This window comes from Paraburkholderia bryophila (assembly GCF_013409255.1).
Taxonomy (GTDB): Bacteria; Pseudomonadota; Gammaproteobacteria; order Burkholderiales; family Burkholderiaceae; genus Paraburkholderia.
Window position 1 is genome coordinate 1584823 of record NZ_JACCAS010000001.1, and the last position, 17682, is coordinate 1602504.

Below are 17682 nucleotides of genomic sequence, written 5' to 3' on the forward strand. Positions count from 1 at the left end.
CTCTTAGTGTTTCAGACCGCCATAGCGATCCTCGCGGATCACGCGCGGCGTGATTTCCCGCGGCTCGATCGTCACAGGCTGATAGACGACGCGCTTCTCTTCCGGGTCGTAACGCATTTCGACGTAGCCGGAGACAGGGAAATCTTTACGGAACGGGTGACCAATGAAACCGTAGTCGGTCAGGATGCGGCGCAGATCTGGGTGGCCTTCGAAGACGATGCCGTACAGGTCGAAAGCTTCGCGCTCATACCAGTTGACCGAATTCCAGATGTCGACGACCGAGGGGAGAATCGGCACTTCGTCGTCCGGTGCGAACACGCGCAGACGCAGACGCCAATTGTTCTGCACCGACAACAAATGCAGCACGGCCGCGAAACGCGGACCGTCGTAAGCGCCTTCGCCGTAGGTCTGATAATCGACGCCGCACAGATCGACGCATTGCTCGAAACCGAGCGAGCGGTCGTCGCGCAGACGGGTTGCCACGTTGAGGTAGTCGCTTGCCTTCACGACGATCGTCAACTCACCGATTGCCTCGGTCGTGCTCAACAGGAGGCCGCTGAAGGCCGCCTCGAGGTTCGCTTTCAGGGTCTCGAGTTTGCTTGCCATATTGTGGGGGAGGCGTTGGCCTTATTGACGGGCGATTGTGTTGGTGCGGCGAATCTTGGCCTGCAACTGGATCACGCCGTACACCAGCGCCTCCGCTGTGGGCGGACAGCCCGGCACATAGACGTCGACCGGAACGATGCGATCACAGCCACGCACTACCGAATACGAGTAGTGGTAATAGCCGCCGCCGTTCGCGCACGAGCCCATCGAAATCACCCAGCGCGGCTCGGCCATCTGGTCGTAGACCTTGCGCAGAGCCGGCGCCATCTTGTTGCACAGCGTGCCGGCGACGATCATCACGTCCGACTGACGCGGACTCGGACGAAACACCACGCCGAAACGATCAAGGTCATAACGGGCAGCGCCCGCATGCATCATCTCGACCGCACAACACGCAAGACCGAACGTCATCGGCCACAACGAACCGGTGCGCGTCCAGTTGATCAGTTTGTCAGCCGTGGTGGTGACAAACCCTTCCTTCAAGACCCCTTCGATACTCATTTGCTTTCCACTCCAGACGGGGCGGCAAGCCTGGCCACCCACGCAAACCGGCGATTAATCCATCATTCCCAGTCGAGGCCGCCTTTCTTCCAGATATAGGCGAAGCCCAGCAGGAATTCGAGCAGGAAAATCATCATTGCCATGAAACCGGGCCAGCCGATGTCGCGCAAGGCGACGCCCCACGGGAACAGGAACGCGGTTTCAAGGTCGAAAATGATGAAGAGAATGGCGACGAGGTAATAGCGCACGTCAAACTTCATGCGCGCATCTTCGAATGCTTCGAAGCCGCACTCGTACGGTGCGTTTTTCTCGGTGTCGGGCTTGTTAGGACCGAGGATTTTACCAATGCTGACCAGTGCTACGCCTAAACCGGTGCCCACAATGAGGAACAGCAAGACGGGGAAATAGGCTGCGAGGTTCAAGACTATCCTCAATCGGTTGGTTCTGAGTGCCGACAGGAGCATAGCACTCCTGCCGCGAAATCACTTCCGAAACGCACAAGCTGCAAGCCCAACGCAAGCCGTGCGCCAGAAACAAAAAATGCCAGCCGAAGCGAAGCAAGCGGCTAGCATTTAGATAACATTTTGGTGCCGACGGCGAGACTCGAACTCGCACAGCTTTCGCCACTACCCCCTCAAGATAGCGTGTCTACCAATTTCACCACGTCGGCACTGCATGCAATCCGGGAAAACAACTTGTAAAACCCGCGAATCGCTTCAAGACTCAAATTATAACTGGCTTAAGCGGTTTGTTCAACGCACAAAATGCAGTTTGAACGAAAATTTATTTCGGCACGTCAGTCGCCGGCGTGGACGCAGCCGATGCCGGCAATGCAGCCGAACCACCTGCCGGTGCCGCTGCCGCGGAAGCCGCAATCGGTGCAGTCACCGCCGCGCCCAGCAAGCCTGCGGAGGGCTTCGCGCGATACGCGCCGAGGTAAGTCAGCGTCAACGTCGTGACAAAAAACACCGCTGCGAGCACGGCGGTTGTACGCGACAAAAAGTTCGCCGAACCCGTCGCGCCGAACAGACTGCCCGATGCGCCGCTACCGAAAGCAGCGCCCATATCGGCGCCTTTGCCGTGTTGCAGCAAGACGAGGCCGATAACCCCGAGTGCCGACAACAGCTGAACGACGATAATCAATGTTTTCAAATACAGCATCACACTCACCTGAGTCTTTATTAACCGGACCACACACTGTGTGTGGCACGGGAATGGGGCATCCTCGCCGAGGCGCCCTGCTTAGCCAGCGACGCCCACTACAGCCGCAGCCGCCTTGCAGATCGCCAGAAAATCCTGGTCTTTCAACGACGCGCCGCCAATCAGGCCACCGTCGATATCCGGTTGACGGAACAATTCTTCCGCGTTTTCCGGCTTCACACTGCCGCCGTACAACAGCGGCACATCCGCCACTTCCGCGCCCTTAGCCGCCAGACGCGAACGCAGGAACGCGTGGACCGCCTGCGCCTGCTCCGACGTCGCGCTCTTGCCGGCGCCGATCGCCCAGACCGGCTCATACGCGACGACAATACGCGCCGCGTCTTGCACCGACAGCTTCGCCAGCACTTCGTCCAGTTGCGTGCCGACTACCTGCTCGGTCGCACCGGCTTCGCGCTCTTCGAGGGTTTCGCCGACACAGACGATCGGCGTCAACCCCGCCTCCAGCACACGCTGCGTTTTCACCGCGACCAGCTCGGCGCTTTCGCGATGATATGCACGGCGTTCCGAGTGTCCGACGATCGCGAGCGAAGCGCCGAAATCCACCACCATCGGCGCGGCCACTTCGCCGGTATAGGCGCCATGCGTGAACGCGGAGACGTCCTGCACGCCCCACACGATCCGGCTGCCCGCCAGTAACGACTGAGCCTGCGCGAGATACGGGCTCGGCACACAGACACCGACTCGCAGGTCGCCAGGCAAGGCGCTCGCGCCTTGCGCCACGGCCTGCAACAGGGCCGCATTTTCAGCGAGGCGCCCGTGCATTTTCCAGTTACCGACTACCAGCTTGGCTCGTTGTTTCGACATCGTCTCGTCTTATCTTGGCGGCGGACTTCGTTTGCGCTTACAGCCCGCCTTTCGGATTCATGCGGCGTGCGCAAAACGCGCAATTTTACTGCGTGGGGTGGATCGGGTCAAACAGCCTGTGTCAAGGCCGTATCGAGCCGCTCGCGTCACGCGTCCTGACCCCAGCTCAGCACGATTTTGCCGACGTGCGTGCTGCTCTCCATCAGCGTGTGCGCTTCGGCCGCCTGCGCGGCCGGAAACACGCGATGCACCACCGGCTTGATGCGCCCGTCTTCGAGATGCGGCCACACGCGTTCTTTCAACTGCGCGGCGATCTTCGCCTTGAATTCGATCGGCCGCGGACGCAGCGTCGAACCCGTCACCGTCAGCCGGCGGCGCAGCACGTCGTTCAGATTCAGCTCCGCTTTCGCGCCGCCCAGCAACGCGATCAGCACGATCCGGCCGCCTTCGGCCAGCGCGGTGAGCTCACGCGGCACGTAGCTGCCCGCCACCATGTCGAGCACCACGTCGACGCCACGGTCGTTGGTAAGCGACTTGATGACTTCGACGAAATCCTCGGTTTTGTAGTTGATCGCCCGCTCGGCGCCCAACGCCTCACACGCACGGCACTTTTCGTCCGAGCCGGCGGTGGCGAACACACGAAAACCCAGCGCATGCGCAATCTGGATCGCCGTCACGCCGATGCCGCTCGAACCGCCTTGCACCAGCAGCGTCTCGTTCGGCGCGCCTTCGCCCTTGCCGAGTTGCGCACGGTCGAACACATTGCTCCAGACCGTGAAGAAAGTCTCCGGCAGCGAAGCCGCTTCGACATCCGACAAACCCCGCGGCACCGGCAAGCACTGCAGTAGCGGCGCGGCCGCGTATTCCGCGTAGCCGCCGCCGGCCAGCAACGCGCAGACGCGATCGCCGATCTTCAGACCGAACGGATTGTTCTTCTCGTCGATCGTGCCGCCGACAATCTCGCCCGCGACCTCCAGCCCCGGCAGATCCGACGCGCCCGGCGGCGGCGCATAGCCGCCCTTGCGCTGAAACACGTCCGGACGGTTGATGCCGGAAGCCGCCACCTTGATCAGCACCTCGCCCGCTTTCGGCTGCGGCATGGGCCGCTCGGCGAGCTTGAGGACATCCGGCGCACCGAATTCGGTGATTTCGATCGCTTTCATCTGCGTCAACTCCAAGATTGGATTGCGTTGCACACCCGTTGCACACCTATTGCACGCCGCTCAAAACGCGAACCGTCTGACTTACGACGAAGCGCTCCATGCAAACAGAGTACCCGGTTGTACTCATTCGCATACGTTCGCAACGCAATCCACCCTGCACCCTTCATGAAAAACGGCCGGCGCGCATTCGCGCTGCCGGCCGTTGCCCCGCTACCGGATTACTCCGGCGTCGGCTCGCCTTGCGGCGCGTCGTTCAGCAACGCCTTGGCCGACAAGCGCACGCGGCCCTTTTCGTCCGTCTGGATGACCTTGACCTTCACTTGCTGGCCGTCCTTCAGGTAGTCGTTGATGTCCTTGATACGCTCGTTGGCGATTTCGGAGATGTGCAGCAGACCATCCTTGCCCGGCAGGATGTTCACGATCGCGCCGAAATCGAGCAGCTTGAGCACGGTGCCTTCGTACACCTGGCCCACTTCGACTTCCAGCGTGATGTTCTCGATACGCTTCTTCGCTTCGGCCATCCCTTCGCTGCTCGTGCTGGCGATGGTGACGACGCCGTCGTCCGAAATATCGATCGTCGTGCCGGTTTCTTCGGTCAGCGCGCGGATCACCGAACCACCCTTGCCGATCACGTCGCGGATCTTTTCCGGGTTGATCTTGATGGTGATCATGCGCGGTGCGTAGTCCGACAGCACCGTGTTCGCGCCCGACACCGCCGAGGTCATCTTGCTCAGGATATGCATGCGGCCTTCCTTCGCTTGCGCGAGAGCGACCTGCATGATTTCCTTGGTGATGCCCTGGATCTTGATGTCCATCTGCAGCGCGGTCACGCCTTGTTCCGTACCCGCCACCTTGAAGTCCATGTCGCCGAGGTGATCTTCGTCGCCGAGGATGTCGGTCAGCACGGCAAACTTGTTGTCTTCGAGGATCAGGCCCATCGCGATGCCGGCGACGTGCGCCTTCATCGGCACGCCGGCGTCCATCAGTGCGAGGCAGCCGCCGCACACCGAAGCCATCGACGACGAACCGTTCGATTCGGTGATTTCCGACACCACGCGAATCGAGTAGCCGAACTCGTCGGCGCTCGGCAGGCAGGCCGCCAGCGCGCGCTTGGCCAGACGGCCGTGACCGATTTCACGGCGCTTCGGCGAACCGACGCGACCCGTTTCGCCGGTCGCGAACGGAGGCATGTTGTAGTGGAGCATGAAGCGCTCGCGGTACTCGCCTTCGAGCGCGTCGATGTTCTGCTCGTCGCCCTTGGTGCCGAGCGTTGCGACCACCAGTGCTTGCGTTTCGCCGCGCGTGAACAGTGCCGAACCGTGCGTACGCGGCAGCACGCCGGTACGGATTTCGATCGGGCGCACGGTGCGCGTGTCGCGGCCGTCGATACGCGGCTCGCCGTTCAGGATCTGCGTACGGACGATCTTCGCTTCGATGTCGAACAGCACATTGCCGACGGTGGCCTTGTCTGCCGCTACCGTGCCGCTTGCCGCTGCGTCTTGCTCCAGCTTCGCCGACGTCGCTGCGTAGACTTCCTTCAGCTTGGTCGAACGTGCCTGCTTGTCGCGGAGCTGGTAAGCAGCGAGCAAGTCGGCTTGCGCCAGTTCCGCCACGCGTGCGATCAGCGGTTCGTTTTTCGCGGCCGGCTTCCAGTCCCATTCCGGCTTGCCGCCTTCGCGGACCAGCTCATGGATCGCGTCGATCGCGATCTGCATCTGGTCGTGACCGAACACGACACCGCCGAGCATGATTTCTTCGCTCAGTTGCTGCGCTTCCGATTCCACCATCAGCACCGCGCGTTCCGTACCGGCGACGATCAGGTCGAGCGCCGATTCCTTCATTTGCGGACGCGTCGGGTTCAACACGTATTCGTTGTTGATATAGGCCACGCGTGCTGCGCCGACCGGGCCGTTGAACGGCAGACCGGAAATGGCGAGCGCCGCCGACGCGCCGATCAGCGCGGGAATGTCAGCGGGGATTTCGGGGTTCAGCGACAGGACGTGGATCACGACCTGGACTTCGTTGTAGAAGCCTTCCGGGAACAGCGGACGCAGCGGTCGGTCGATCAGGCGCGAGGTCAGCGTTTCGCCTTCCGACGGACGGCCTTCGCGGCGGAAGAAGCCGCCCGGGATCTTACCGGCGGCGTAGGTTTTTTCGAGGTAGTCGACGGTCAGCGGGAAAAAGTCCTGACCCGGCTTCGCGGTCTTGGCGCCGACCACGGTTGCCAGGATGACGGTGTCTTCGATATCGACGATCACCGCACCGCTCGCCTGACGAGCGACTTCGCCCGTTTCGAGGCGAACGTTATGTTGGCCCCACTTAAATTCTTTGACGATCTTATTGAACATAGTCATTGCTTTTCCTCTTCGTAATGCCGCGCGGACCAGAAGCGGCGCGGCAACGCCAGGACCGGCGCCGCAGGGGGAAGAGTAGTGTTATGCCATTCCAGAGAACCACGCCCTACGTCGAGTACGCGCGCGAACCGCTGGAATGACACAAAGCTCTGCCCTGAAGCCCGGCCATGTTTCTTTTGTGCTGCCTGCTCTACTGCTTTTACTGCTGCTTTCCTACTTCCTGCTCCCGCCGCATGAACCGGCACGCCACTGCGGAAAACAGGCGGCGCGCGTCACATGAAGCGCACCGTGCAAAAACAAAATGCCTGCATCAGCGGAACTGACACAGGCATCTTGCCAAGAGCGCCTAACCGCGCGCCCGATTACTTACGCAGACCCAGCTTCTCGATCAGCGTGCGGTAACGATCAGCGTCCTTACCCTTCAGGTAGTCGAGCAGCTTACGACGGCGGCTCACCATGCGCAGCAGACCGCGGCGGCTGTGGTGATCTTTCGTGTGAGCCTTGAAGTGGAGCGTCAGTTCGTTGATGCGGGTCGTGAGCAGCGCGACCTGAACTTCGGGGGAGCCGGTGTCGTTAGCTGCGCGTGCGAATTGCGCAACGACGTCGGACTTCTTGCTTGTTTCAACTGCGGACATGTCGATTTCCTTAAGAACTAGACAGGCGGTCACGGAAGAAAGGCCGTGCCGTGGGTTACTCCCGTAGCTGAAGCCTAAACACTAATAGGCCATGCCTCACAACGGGACGCGTATTGTAGCACAGCCCTTTGCGGCCGCGAACCCTGCTGCACCGGGACGATTCAAGGGCAATTCGAGGACGATTCGAGGACAACTCGGCAGCAGGAAGGCTGCGCGAGACACGCCTTACGGCCGTTTCATCTTGCAGCTGGTCGGCGGCACGGTACGCTCGGACGGCAGCGCCAGCACCGTGCGGAAACCGTAGCCGGAGCCTTCGTTATCGAAATGCACGCCCGGTGTGCCGGCTTTGTCCATCTCCATCACGTAGAGCGGCTGGATCAGTTGATGGTCGTCGGCGCGCATCCACGAGGCGAGGAAGCCGTTGTCGAACCTGATGCCCTCAAGCGCGTGGGCGACGACCAGCGGGTCGGCGCTGCCGGCACGGTTCATCGCCGCGGCCAGGGTTTCGACCATCAGCGGCATACGCAGCACCGGGTAATCGTCCTGGGCGGCCGGAAAACGGGCCCGGAACGCGGCGTACCAGGCGTCGGAGGCTACGCCGCCCGCGTTCGGATGCCAGTCGGCCACCGCGATCACGTGTTTGACGCCGGCGTCGCCGAGCGCGGCCGGCGCGCCGAGGCTGTTGCCGTAGAAGGTGTAGAACTTCGTGTCCAGACCCTGCTCGCGCGCCGCTTTGACGAGCAGCGTCAGGTCGTTGCCCCAGTTGCCCGTGATCACCGCATCGGCGCCGCTCGCGCGGATCTTCGCGATATACGGCGCGAAATCCTTCACGCGGCCGATCGGATGGAACTCGTCGCCGACCACCGCGATATCCGGGCGCTTCGCCGCCAGCGTGGAACGCGCGAGGCTGCTGACGTCGTGGCCGAAACTGTAGTCCTGATTCAGCAGGTAGACCTTCTTCACCGCCTTGCCGCGCTGGATCACATCGGCCAGCGCATCCATGCGCATGCCCGCGTGAGCGTCGAAGCGGAAGTGCCAGAAGCTGCAGTTGGCGTTGGTCAACGCGGGGTCGTCGGCGGAATAGTTGAGGAACAGCTCACGGTTGGCCGGCTCGCGGCTGTTCTGCTTGTCGATCGCGCCGATCAGCGCGGCGGCGACCGCCGAACTGTTGCCTTGCATGATGTAACCGATATGGCGGTCGGCGGCCGCGCGCAGTTGCGTTAGCGCCTCTTCGGCGCTGCCTTTGCTGTCCAGCACGACCAGTTCGAACGGATGCGCGCCGTCGGCGAGCTTCACGCCGCCCTGCGCGTTCACCTGCTCGACGCCGAAGCGCAGATTGCGCTCCACCGCGGCGCCCGCGTTCGCGAACGGACCGGACATGCCTTCGATCAGCGCGAGCTGAATCGGGCCGCCGGTCGGTTTGCTGGCGGGCTGGGTCGCGGGTTTTGCTGCGAATGCGGGTGCCTGACTTGCCGCCGTCTGCGCCACCGCGTAACCCGCCGCCACTATCGAAATTATCGCCAGCGCGCCTGCTGCCGCCCGTTGCCACTTCGCCATCGTGATCGCCCCGCTTGATTCGTCGAAGCGCGGATCATAGGTCGTTCGAGACGGAATAAGCAAGCCGCCGCAAGCGTTACTGTACTGACCGGGCGGCCTTGCACGAAGCGCCGCTGTTTCGCCGCAGCGCGTGTCAAAATACCGGGTCTCGATGATAAAAACCGCGACTCAAATGCCATCGGAGGAATTCATGTTCAACCGCCACGCCGTCACGGCGGCTTCGACCGATACGCCGGCCGCCGGTACGCCGGCCGCCCGCGTTCAAGCCGCTTCGCGCCTGCGCCGCGCCGCGCTCGTCTGCCTGAGCGCGCTGGCGCTCGCCGGCTGCGCGCAACCCTGGCAGCAATTCCAGACAGGCGCCGACGAATCGACCATCGTCGCGCGCCTCGGCCCGCCGCGCGAAAGCTACGACCTGCCGAACGGCGGCAAACGGCTAATGTGGCCGACCCAGCCGATGGGCGAAACGACCACGGCCGCCGACATCGACGCGTCCGGCAAGATCGTCAACGTCCGTCAGGTGCTGCAGCCCAACGAGTTCTACCGGGCGGAAATCGGCAAATGGACCAAGAGCGACGTGCTGGTGAACTTCGGCCGACCGGTCGAAACCGCGTACTTCCCGTTGATGAAGCGCCAAGTCTGGACCTACCGTTATCAGGAAGACAACGTCTGGTACATGATGTACAGCTTTTATTTCGACGATCAGGGCATTCTGCGGACCACGCAGAAAACGCCGGATCCGTTGCATGATCCCGATCGCCGCGGCCTGTTCTAAGCATTTGCTCGAACCGGTCCGTATGGATCTACGAAAGCCGCCTCCCCAGGCGGCTTTTTTTTATTTATTTCGCATGCAGGCGAATTTTATTTCTCGCCCAGTGGATTTATTTTTTGATAGAAAGGCATTCGTAAGCATTGATTCGATATCCGCTGAGGCGACGGAACCGCTGGCTGACAGGCGAGCACAGCCGTCGCGAAACTCAGCCGGATCAATGCGCCCCACTCACGGAGCCGCTATCGATGAACCGTCCCAAACGCCTGCTGGTCGCCAACGTCGCGTGGGCGCATGAAACCGCCGTGCGCAACCCCGCGTTTTTTCGTGATCTGGTCCGCGGGCAAAACCCGCACGTGCTGTGGATCGGCTGCTCGGACAGCCGCGTGCCCGCCGAAACCATCACACATTGCGAGCCCGGCGACCTGTTCGTCCATCGCAACATCGCCAACCTGTTTCAGCCGGACGACGACAACTCCGCGAGCGTCCTCGAATACGCGGTGAAGGTGCTGAAGGTGGGGCACGTGATCGTTTGCGGTCACTACGGCTGCGGCGGCGTGCGCGCCGCGCTGCTGCCGCCCGAGCCGAGCCTGCCGCATGTGGACCGCCGGATCGCGCCGTTGTGCGCGCTGGCGGGCGCGCATCGCGACGAACTCGACGGCCGCGCGACCGAGCGTGAACGCATCGACCGGCTCGCCGAACTCAACGTGCTGGACCAGGTACGCCGCTTACGCGCGCATCCGATCGTGCAGGAAGCCGGACCGGCGCCGCTCGTCCACGGCTGGATCTTCGCGCTCGAAGACGGTCGTATCAAGGTGCTCACGTCCGGTTACGAAGCCGACGACGCGATGACCTGCGCGACCGCTGCGCATAGCGCGGCTTAACGGTAAAGAACGCTGAAGAACACAAAGGAGCGCTAACCCGTGCTGAAGAACGCCGCATCGCACGCATGCGCATGCATGCACGCGCCGTAGCTTTCGCAGCCGACCCGGTAGTCAGCAACAGTTCTTCGCTCTTCGCCACCCACCCAAGCCGCGCGCCAGCGCCTTACATCTCACTGCACGGACACCATGAATCTACGCGCTTTCTTTTCTACGTTTCAGCGCGACCTGCTTGCGGGCACGGTCGTTTTTCTGGTGGCGCTGCCGCTCTGTCTAGGCATCGCGAACGCGTCGGGCGTCGAACCGTTCGCCGGGCTCGTTTCGGGCATCGTCGGCGGTCTGGTGGTGGCCGTGCTGAGCGGTTCGCGCCTGAGCGTAAGCGGTCCGGCAGCGGGCCTCGTCGTGATCGTCATCGACGGGATCGCGCAGCTCGGCAGCTTTTCCGCGTTCCTGCTGGCCGTGCTGCTGTCCGGCGCGATCCAGTTCGGCTTCGGCATGCTCAAGGCCGGGCGATTCGCGGCGTATGTGCCGTCACCGGTGATCAAAGGCATGCTGGCCGCGATCGGCGTGCTGCTGATCGTCAAGCAGTTCCCGCTGGCGTTGGGGCTGGGCGGGGCCTCGGGTGCTTCGTCGGCTTCGTCGGCTTCGTCGGCTTCGTCGGCTTCGTCGGCTTCGTCGGCGATGTCCGCGGCGTCCGGCGCGCAAGCCGTCGGCGCGATCGCTACGCCGTTCGGCTCGATCTCGCTCGCGGCCTGTGTCATCACGCTGTTGTCGCTGGCGATTCTGGTCGGCTGGGAAACCCGCGCCATGCGACGCTTCAAGCTCGTGCGTCTGCTGCCCGCACCGCTCGCCGTCGTGTTGCTCGGCATCGGCGCGACTTTGCTGCTCAGCGTGCTCGCGCCTTCGCTCGCACCGCCGGCCGAACACCGCGTTGCGCTGCCGTCGCTGGAATCGTTCGCGGCGTTGCAGGTTGCGCTTCAATGGGCCGACTTCGGGCCGCACTTCGCGCAACTCGTCAATCCCGACATCTGGCGCGTGGCCATCACGCTGGCGATCGTCGCGAGTCTTGAAACGCTGCTGAGCCTCGAAGCCGTCGAGCAGATCGATCCCCAGCGACGCGCCGCGCCGCCGGATCGCGAACTGAAGGCGCAAGGCGTGGGCAATCTGATCGCGGGCGCGATCGGTGGCTTGCCGATCACGTCGGTGATCGTGCGTAGTTCGGCGAACGTGCATGCGGGCGCGCAAAGCCGGCTGTCGGCGATCATTCACGGCGTGTTGCTGCTGATCAGCGTGTTTGCGCTCACCAGCGTCATCAATCTGATTCCGCTCGCCTGTCTCGCGGCGATCCTGATTTTCACGGGCGTGAAGCTCGCCAAACCGTCGTTATTCGTCGCCATTGCCCGGCAAGGTTTCGCGCCGTTCGCACCGTTTATCGTCACGCTGGTCGGCGTGCTCGCGACCGATCTGTTGATCGGCATCGTGCTCGGCATTCTGTGCAGCGTGCTGCTCGCGCTGGTTGCCAACCTGCGCGGTCCGATCGTGCTGGCGCAGCACGGCGATCACTATCTGCTGTCGTTTCGCAAGGACGTGTCGTTCCTCGGCAAGGTACCGCTCAAGCATTACCTGCAGCAGATTCCCGACGGCGCCACGTTGATCGTCGACGCGACGCGTGCCGATTTCGTCGATCATGACGTGCGCGAACTGCTCGACACCTTCGTGGCCGATGCGCCGCGCCGAGGGATCGCGGTCGAGGTGCGACATCAGGTTCAGGCGCAGGCGCGCGCGGCGCGTGGCTGGTCGATGCGGCGTGCGGCGGCGGAATAGCGCACGGCTTGCCAAGCGAAAAAGCCCCGCGCCATTCAAGGCACGGGGCTTTTTTCTAACGTTCCGCGGCCACGCCATCAGCGCCCCGCGTTCGTATCACTCACTCCGAACGTTGCGGATTCAACTTGTCGACGTTCGAATACAACTTGTTGAGCGCCGAGATATACGCCTTGGCGGAGGCCGCGACGATATCCGGATCGGTGCCGACGCCGTTGACGATACGCCCGCTCTTCGACAGCCGCACGGTCACTTCGCCCTGCGCCTGCGTGCCGGTGGTGATCGCGTTCACCGAGTACAGCAGCAGCTCCGAACCGCTGCCCACTTCCGTTTCGATCGCATTGAGCGTGGCGTCGACCGGGCCGTTGCCGCGTGCTTCGCCGGTCACCTCTTTGCCTTCCACCGAGAACACGATCTTCGCGTGCGGCTGCTCGCCGGTTTCCGAATGCTGCGACAGCGACAGGAACTTGTAGTGCTCCTTCTCCTGCGCGGCCGCCGATTCCTCGGTGACGATCGAGATGATGTCTTCGTCGAAGATTTCCGACTTGCGATCGGCCAGTTCCTTGAAGCGCGCGAACGCGGTGTTCAGCTCCGCCTCACTGTCCAGCGCAATGCCCAATTCCTTCAGACGCTGCTTGAACGCATTGCGGCCCGACAGTTTGCCGAGCACGATCTTGTTCGCGCTCCAGCCCACGTCTTCGGCCCGCATGATTTCGTAGGTATCGCGCGCCTTCAGCACACCGTCCTGGTGAATGCCGGAGGCGTGAGCGAAGGCGTTCGCGCCGACCACCGCCTTGTTCGGCTGCACGACGAAACCGGTAATTTGCGACACCAGTTTCGACGCCGGCACGATCTGCGTCGTGTCGAGGCCCACCTCGAGACCGAAATAATCCTTGCGGGTCTTCACCGCCATCACGATTTCTTCGAGCGACGTGTTGCCCGCGCGCTCGCCGAGACCGTTGATCGTGCACTCCACCTGACGCGCGCCGCCAATCTGCACGCCGGCCAGCGAGTTCGCCACCGCCATGCCGAGATCGTTGTGGCAATGCACCGAAAACACCGCCTTGTGCGAGTTCGGAATGCGCTCGCGCAGCGTTTTCACCATCTGACCGTACAACTCCGGCACGCCGTAACCGACCGTATCCGCGATGTTGATCGTGGTCGCGCCTTCGGCGATCACTGCCTCGAGCACGCGGCACAGGAAATCCATGTCCGAGCGGCTGCCGTCTTCCGGCGAAAACTCGACGTCGTCGGTGAATTTGCGGGCGAAACGCACCGCCAGCTTCGCCTGCTCGAACACCTGGTCCGGCGTCATGCGCAGCTTCTTCTCCATGTGCAGCGGCGACGTGGCGATGAACGTGTGGATGCGGAAATGATCGGCCGGCTTGAGCGCGTCGGCCGCGCGCTGGATGTCTTTGTCGTTCGCGCGGGCCAGCGAGCAGATCGTGCTGTCCTTGATCATGCCGGCGATGGTTTGGATCGCGTCGAAGTCCCCGTTCGAGCTCGCCGCGAAGCCGGCTTCGATCACGTCCACTTTCATCCGCTCGAGCTGCTTCGCGATGCGGATTTTTTCTTCTTTCGTCATCGACGCGCCGGGCGATTGCTCGCCGTCGCGCAAGGTGGTGTCGAATATGATCAGTTTGTCGGACATGTCGGGTCTCCTGAGGAGTCGTTCAATTGTGGGGATCGGATCTTGGAATGGGGGTGTCCGGAGGTTTCTGCGCCACCGCTGGCGACGTTCGGCCACAGACGCGGCAAACGGAGCGGCGGGCCGAATATGACTCACTCAGCGACTCACGCGACAATACGTGCGACGATCAGCGCGAGCCACGCGCTAGCACGCTTGATGGCGCGCCGGCCTGCGAGGCACGTGGCGCATCAAAAGAGTGTGTGAATGTATTCAACGAACGACTATAACGGCATTCCCCCTGCCGTGCAATTAGCGCCGAACCTGCCTGCGCGGCGCTGCCGACGGGCTCCGCACAACGAAAAACGGCGGCCTTCCGGCCGCCGTTTTGTCCTATCGCATGCAGGTTGTAAGACACCCGCTTTCGCTCGAATTTCACCGGTCCCGCACCACCGAACGCGCCGGATTGGCGCGGCCGCGCAGCGCCTGGTAACCCCAGAACACATAGCCCGACAGGCCATACAGCACGAACAGGCCGAACAGCATCAGCGGCGGATCGGACGACACCAGCACGAACGTCAGCACCACCAGCAGAATCACGCCGAACGGCACGCGATGCCGCACGTCCAGCGCCTTGCCGCTATAGAACGGCGCGTTCGACACCATCGTCACACCCGCGTAGATGGTCAGGACGAAGGCGACCCACGGCAGCCAGACCAGCTTGAGCGGCACGCGGTTGTCGGTGGCGAGCCACACGAAACCGGCGATCAGCGCCGCCGCCGCCGGGCTCGGCATGCCCTGGAAGAAACGCTTGTCGACCACGCCGATGTTCGTGTTGAAGCGCGCCAGACGCAGCGCCGCGCCCGAGCAGTAGACGAACGCCGCGAGCCAGCCCCAACGGCCAAGGTCCTTCAGAATCCATTCGTACATGACGAGCGCCGGCGCGACGCCGAACGACACCATGTCCGACAGACTGTCGAACTGCTCGCCGAATGCGCTTTGCGTATGCGTCATACGCGCGACGCGGCCGTCCATGCCGTCGAGCACCATCGCGACGAAGATCGCGATGGCCGCGACTTCGAAGCGCACGTTCATGGCCTGCACGACGGCAAAGAAGCCGCAGAACAGCGCCGCGGTGGTGAACGCGTTAGGCAGCAGATAAATGCCGCGTTTTCTCAGGAACTGCTGACGTTGCGCGCGCCGGCTGTCGACCGCCGCCTCAGCCACCATCGGCTTGTTACGGCGAAACGGACGCGGCAGCGGTCCGCTGTTGCGGGGGCGACGCGGTTTGAATGCGGCCATTCGGAAAACCTCCTTGGTGCCGCTTTATAGTTCAGCGAGGATCGTGGACGACGCCGAAACCTTCTCGCCGATCGACACACGCGGACGGCTGCCCACCGGCAGATACACGTCGACTCGCGAACCGAACCGGATGAATCCATAACGTTGACCACGCGTGAGCGGCTCACCCGCCCGGACGTAGCAAAGAATGCGCCGCGCGATCAGACCGGCGATCTGCACCGAAGTCACCGTCTGGCCGCCGGCCATTTCGATCACCACCGCATTGCGTTCGTTTTCCGTCGACGCTTTATCCACGGCGGCATTCAGATACGCGCCCGGGAAATATTCGACCTTGGAAATCGCGCCATCCACCGGCGAGCGTTGCGAGTGGACGTTGAACACGTTCATGAACACGCTGATCTTCAGCGCTTCACGATTGGCATACGGATCATGCGCGGTCTCGACTGCGACGATACGGCCGTCCGCCGGACACAGCACCGCATTCGCCTGAGTGGGAATGGGACGTGCGGGATCGCGGAAGAACTGGACGACGAAGATCAGCAGCAGCCAGAACAGCCATGAAATGCCGAACCCCGCGAAGAAGTGAACCAGTAGTGCAACGACGGCCGCGATGGCGATGAACGGCCAGCCTTCTCGCGCGATGATCGGATGAGGGTAATTCATGAATGGCTTCTGTGTTTTTGTAAAACCGTAGGATAGCAAAAGCCGCCCAGGGTTCAGCACCCTTGGACGGCTTTTTGATCTGCCCGGCTCTTTCGTTACGTTTGCGGCTTGGCGCCGCACCGGGCAAAAGCGGTGACTAGCTTAGTTCTTCGACTGGTCGACCAGCTTGTTGGCGGCGATCCACGGCATCATCGAACGCAGCTTCGCACCGACCGTTTCGATCTGGTGTTCAGCCGTCAGACGGCGGCGCGATTGCAGCGTCGGTGCGCCGGCCTTGTTTTCGATGATGAAGCTCTTCGCGTACTCGCCCGTCTGAATGTCGGTCAGCACGGCCTTCATCGCCTTCTTCGTTTCAGCCGTCACGATGCGCGGACCCGTCACGTACTCGCCGTATTCGGCGTTGTTCGAGATCGAGTAGTTCATGTTGGCGATGCCGCCTTCATAGATCAGGTCGACGATCAGCTTCAGTTCGTGCAGGCATTCGAAGTACGCCATTTCCGGCGCGTAGCCCGCTTCCACCAGCGTTTCGAAGCCGGCCTTGATCAGGTCGACCGTACCGCCGCACAGCACGGCTTGTTCGCCGAACAGGTCGGTTTCCGTTTCTTCGCGGAAGTTGGTTTCGATGATGCCGGCACGGCCGCCGCCGTTCGCCGCAGCGTACGACAACGCGATGTCACGTGCTGCGCCCGACTTGTCTTGTGCGACCGCGATCAGGTGCGGCACACCGCCACCTTGCGAGTACGTGCCGCGAACCGTGTGGCCCGGAGCCTTCGGCGCGATCATGATCACGTCGAGGTCGGCACGCGGAATCACTTGACCGTAATGCACGTTGAAGCCGTGCGCGAAGGCCAGCGCCGCGCCTTGCTTGGCGTTCGCGTGCACTTCTTTTGCGTAGACTTCGGCGATCTGCTCGTCCGGCAGCAGCATCATGACGACGTCCGCGCCCTTCACGGCTTCAGCCACTTCCTTGACTTGCAGGCCGGCGTTTTCAGCCTTGCTCCACGATGCGCCGCCCTTACGCAGACCGACCGTGATGTTCACGCCGCTTTCCTTCAGGTTCAGCGCGTGCGCATGGCCTTGCGAGCCATAGCCGATGATGGTGACTTGCTTGCCCTTGATGAGGGAGAGGTCAGCGTCCTTGTCGTAGAAAACTTTCATGTCGGTTCCTTGGCTAAATTCGGTGATAACTGTGAAATTCAAATACTGCGAATGTTGTGCTGCCTGGCGGGATTTTTAAGGCTCCGCCCGGCCTTGATCGAGACGGGTTGGCGTTGAGCGTCACACTTTCAGAATGCGCTCGCCGCGACCGATGCCCGAACCACCCGTCCGGACGGTTTCGAGAATCGCCGTGGAGTCGATCCCTTCGATGAAGGCGTCGAGCTTCTCGCTCGCGCCCGTCAATTCGATCGTGTAGGTCTTTTCGGTGACGTCGATGATGCGGCCGCGGAAAATATCCGACATCCGCTTCATTTCCTCACGTTCCTTGCCGACCGCCCTCACCTTGATCAACATCAGCTCGCGCTCGATGTGGGCGCCCTCGGTAAGGTCGACCACTTTCACCACCTCGATCAGGCGGTTCAGATGCTTCGTGATCTGTTCGATCACGTCGTCCGAGCCAATGGAGACGATGGTCATGCGCGACAGCGAACGGTCTTCGGTCGGAGCCACCGTCAAGGTTTCAATGTTGTAGCCGCGTGCCGAGAACAAGCCCACCACGCGTGATAACGCGCCCGGTTCGTTTTCCAGCAGGACTGAAATGATGTGTCTCATGATTCGCTTCT

At 62.3% G+C, this 17682-nt stretch carries 17 protein-coding genes and 1 tRNA gene; 3 read left to right on the forward strand and 15 right to left on the reverse strand.

What is annotated here, in order from left to right:
- Positions 1 to 3: 3 nt before the first annotated feature.
- The 10 genes from GGD40_RS07090 to GGD40_RS07135 all read right to left on the reverse strand — a co-directional run bounded on the left by GGD40_RS07090 (position 4) and on the right by GGD40_RS07135 (position 8841).
- A complete protein-coding gene (locus tag GGD40_RS07090) occupies positions 4 to 606 on the reverse strand; it encodes an NADH-quinone oxidoreductase subunit C (RefSeq protein WP_179705880.1) in 603 nt (200 codons plus the stop codon).
- Between the two features lie 21 nt (positions 607 to 627).
- A complete protein-coding gene (locus tag GGD40_RS07095) occupies positions 628 to 1107 on the reverse strand; it encodes a NuoB/complex I 20 kDa subunit family protein (RefSeq protein WP_006052903.1) in 480 nt (159 codons plus the stop codon).
- A gap of 62 nt (positions 1108 to 1169) precedes the next feature.
- Positions 1170 to 1529 (reverse strand): NADH-quinone oxidoreductase subunit A, encoded by a 360-nt coding sequence (locus tag GGD40_RS07100; protein ID WP_007175615.1) that lies wholly within the window; start codon positions 1527 to 1529, stop codon positions 1170 to 1172.
- A 163-nt stretch (positions 1530 to 1692) separates the two neighbouring features.
- A tRNA-Leu gene (locus GGD40_RS07105) sits at positions 1693 to 1777 on the reverse strand.
- Between the two features lie 113 nt (positions 1778 to 1890).
- Positions 1891 to 2268 (reverse strand): preprotein translocase subunit SecG, encoded by a 378-nt coding sequence (gene secG / locus GGD40_RS07110; protein WP_179705882.1) that lies wholly within the window; start codon positions 2266 to 2268, stop codon positions 1891 to 1893.
- Between the two features lie 81 nt (positions 2269 to 2349).
- On the reverse strand, positions 2350 to 3132 hold the full coding sequence (gene tpiA, locus GGD40_RS07115; protein ID WP_179743220.1) for a triose-phosphate isomerase: 783 nt from the start codon (positions 3130 to 3132) through the stop codon (positions 2350 to 2352).
- Positions 3133 to 3278: 146 nt separating this feature from the next.
- Complete coding sequence (locus tag GGD40_RS07120; protein ID WP_179705886.1) at positions 3279 to 4295, reverse strand: NAD(P)H-quinone oxidoreductase; 1017 nt, start codon at positions 4293 to 4295, stop codon at positions 3279 to 3281.
- Positions 4296 to 4513: 218 nt separating this feature from the next.
- The gene (gene pnp, locus GGD40_RS07125) at positions 4514 to 6649 is read right to left on the reverse strand and encodes a polyribonucleotide nucleotidyltransferase (RefSeq protein ID WP_179705888.1); all 2136 of its coding nucleotides are present in this window, start codon (positions 6647 to 6649) and stop codon (positions 4514 to 4516) included.
- A gap of 362 nt (positions 6650 to 7011) precedes the next feature.
- On the reverse strand, positions 7012 to 7284 hold the full coding sequence (rpsO, locus tag GGD40_RS07130) for a 30S ribosomal protein S15 (RefSeq protein ID WP_134960466.1): 273 nt from the start codon (positions 7282 to 7284) through the stop codon (positions 7012 to 7014).
- Between the two features lie 225 nt (positions 7285 to 7509).
- Complete coding sequence (locus GGD40_RS07135) at positions 7510 to 8841, reverse strand: branched-chain amino acid ABC transporter substrate-binding protein (protein ID WP_179743221.1); 1332 nt, start codon at positions 8839 to 8841, stop codon at positions 7510 to 7512.
- 190 nt (positions 8842 to 9031) lie between these two features.
- Here GGD40_RS07135 and GGD40_RS07140 point away from each other — a divergent pair, with 190 nt between their 5' ends.
- From GGD40_RS07140 to GGD40_RS07150, 3 genes are all read left to right on the forward strand, one after another.
- Positions 9032 to 9613, forward strand: a complete 582-nt coding sequence (locus GGD40_RS07140; RefSeq protein ID WP_179743222.1) for a hypothetical protein — start codon at positions 9032 to 9034, stop codon at positions 9611 to 9613.
- A 242-nt stretch (positions 9614 to 9855) separates the two neighbouring features.
- Entirely contained in the window at positions 9856 to 10491 is a 636-nt protein-coding gene (locus GGD40_RS07145; protein ID WP_179743223.1) for a carbonic anhydrase, read from the forward strand.
- A 186-nt stretch (positions 10492 to 10677) separates the two neighbouring features.
- Positions 10678 to 12312, forward strand: a complete 1635-nt coding sequence (locus GGD40_RS07150) for a SulP family inorganic anion transporter (RefSeq protein WP_179743224.1) — start codon at positions 10678 to 10680, stop codon at positions 12310 to 12312.
- Between the two features lie 100 nt (positions 12313 to 12412).
- Here GGD40_RS07150 and GGD40_RS07155 read toward each other — a convergent pair whose 3' ends face one another.
- From GGD40_RS07155 to ilvN, 5 genes are all read right to left on the reverse strand, one after another.
- Positions 12413 to 13960 carry a 2-isopropylmalate synthase gene (locus GGD40_RS07155; protein ID WP_179705898.1) on the reverse strand — a complete coding sequence of 516 codons (1548 nt, stop codon included), beginning with the start codon at positions 13958 to 13960 and terminating at the stop codon, positions 12413 to 12415.
- Between the two features lie 411 nt (positions 13961 to 14371).
- Positions 14372 to 15238 carry a CDP-diacylglycerol--serine O-phosphatidyltransferase gene (gene pssA / locus GGD40_RS07160; RefSeq protein WP_111930397.1) on the reverse strand — a complete coding sequence of 289 codons (867 nt, stop codon included), beginning with the start codon at positions 15236 to 15238 and terminating at the stop codon, positions 14372 to 14374.
- A 24-nt stretch (positions 15239 to 15262) separates the two neighbouring features.
- The gene (locus GGD40_RS07165) at positions 15263 to 15901 is read right to left on the reverse strand and encodes a phosphatidylserine decarboxylase (RefSeq protein WP_035551798.1); all 639 of its coding nucleotides are present in this window, start codon (positions 15899 to 15901) and stop codon (positions 15263 to 15265) included.
- A gap of 141 nt (positions 15902 to 16042) precedes the next feature.
- Positions 16043 to 17059 (reverse strand): ketol-acid reductoisomerase, encoded by a 1017-nt coding sequence (ilvC, locus tag GGD40_RS07170; RefSeq protein ID WP_074763518.1) that lies wholly within the window; start codon positions 17057 to 17059, stop codon positions 16043 to 16045.
- Positions 17060 to 17179: 120 nt separating this feature from the next.
- The gene (ilvN, locus tag GGD40_RS07175) at positions 17180 to 17671 is read right to left on the reverse strand and encodes an acetolactate synthase small subunit (protein WP_035551805.1); all 492 of its coding nucleotides are present in this window, start codon (positions 17669 to 17671) and stop codon (positions 17180 to 17182) included.
- Between the last annotated feature and the right edge of the window lie 11 nt (positions 17672 to 17682).

Bases quoted from the DNA above. Each gene is read 5' to 3' on its own strand.
- GGD40_RS07095 (WP_006052903.1), bottom strand. From the start codon at position 1,107: ATGAGTATCGAAGGGGTCTTGAAGGAAGGGTTTGTCACCACCACGGCT.
- GGD40_RS07155 (WP_179705898.1), bottom strand. From the start codon at position 13,960: ATGTCCGACAAACTGATCATATTCGACACCACCTTGCGCGACGGCGAG.
- tpiA (WP_179743220.1), bottom strand. From the start codon at position 3,132: ATGTCGAAACAACGAGCCAAGCTGGTAGTCGGTAACTGGAAAATGCAC.
- GGD40_RS07120 (WP_179705886.1), bottom strand. From the start codon at position 4,295: ATGAAAGCGATCGAAATCACCGAATTCGGTGCGCCGGATGTCCTCAAG.
- pnp (WP_179705888.1), bottom strand. From the start codon at position 6,649: ATGACTATGTTCAATAAGATCGTCAAAGAATTTAAGTGGGGCCAACAT.
- pssA (WP_111930397.1), bottom strand. From the start codon at position 15,238: ATGGCCGCATTCAAACCGCGTCGCCCCCGCAACAGCGGACCGCTGCCG.
- GGD40_RS07150 (WP_179743224.1), top strand. From the start codon at position 10,678: ATGAATCTACGCGCTTTCTTTTCTACGTTTCAGCGCGACCTGCTTGCG.
- ilvN (WP_035551805.1), bottom strand. From the start codon at position 17,671: ATGAGACACATCATTTCAGTCCTGCTGGAAAACGAACCGGGCGCGTTA.
- GGD40_RS07145 (WP_179743223.1), top strand. From the start codon at position 9,856: ATGAACCGTCCCAAACGCCTGCTGGTCGCCAACGTCGCGTGGGCGCAT.
- GGD40_RS07140 (WP_179743222.1), top strand. From the start codon at position 9,032: ATGTTCAACCGCCACGCCGTCACGGCGGCTTCGACCGATACGCCGGCC.
- GGD40_RS07090 (WP_179705880.1), bottom strand. From the start codon at position 606: ATGGCAAGCAAACTCGAGACCCTGAAAGCGAACCTCGAGGCGGCCTTC.
- GGD40_RS07135 (WP_179743221.1), bottom strand. From the start codon at position 8,841: ATGGCGAAGTGGCAACGGGCGGCAGCAGGCGCGCTGGCGATAATTTCG.
- GGD40_RS07165 (WP_035551798.1), bottom strand. From the start codon at position 15,901: ATGAATTACCCTCATCCGATCATCGCGCGAGAAGGCTGGCCGTTCATC.
- rpsO (WP_134960466.1), bottom strand. From the start codon at position 7,284: ATGTCCGCAGTTGAAACAAGCAAGAAGTCCGACGTCGTTGCGCAATTC.
- ilvC (WP_074763518.1), bottom strand. From the start codon at position 17,059: ATGAAAGTTTTCTACGACAAGGACGCTGACCTCTCCCTCATCAAGGGC.
- secG (WP_179705882.1), bottom strand. From the start codon at position 2,268: ATGCTGTATTTGAAAACATTGATTATCGTCGTTCAGCTGTTGTCGGCA.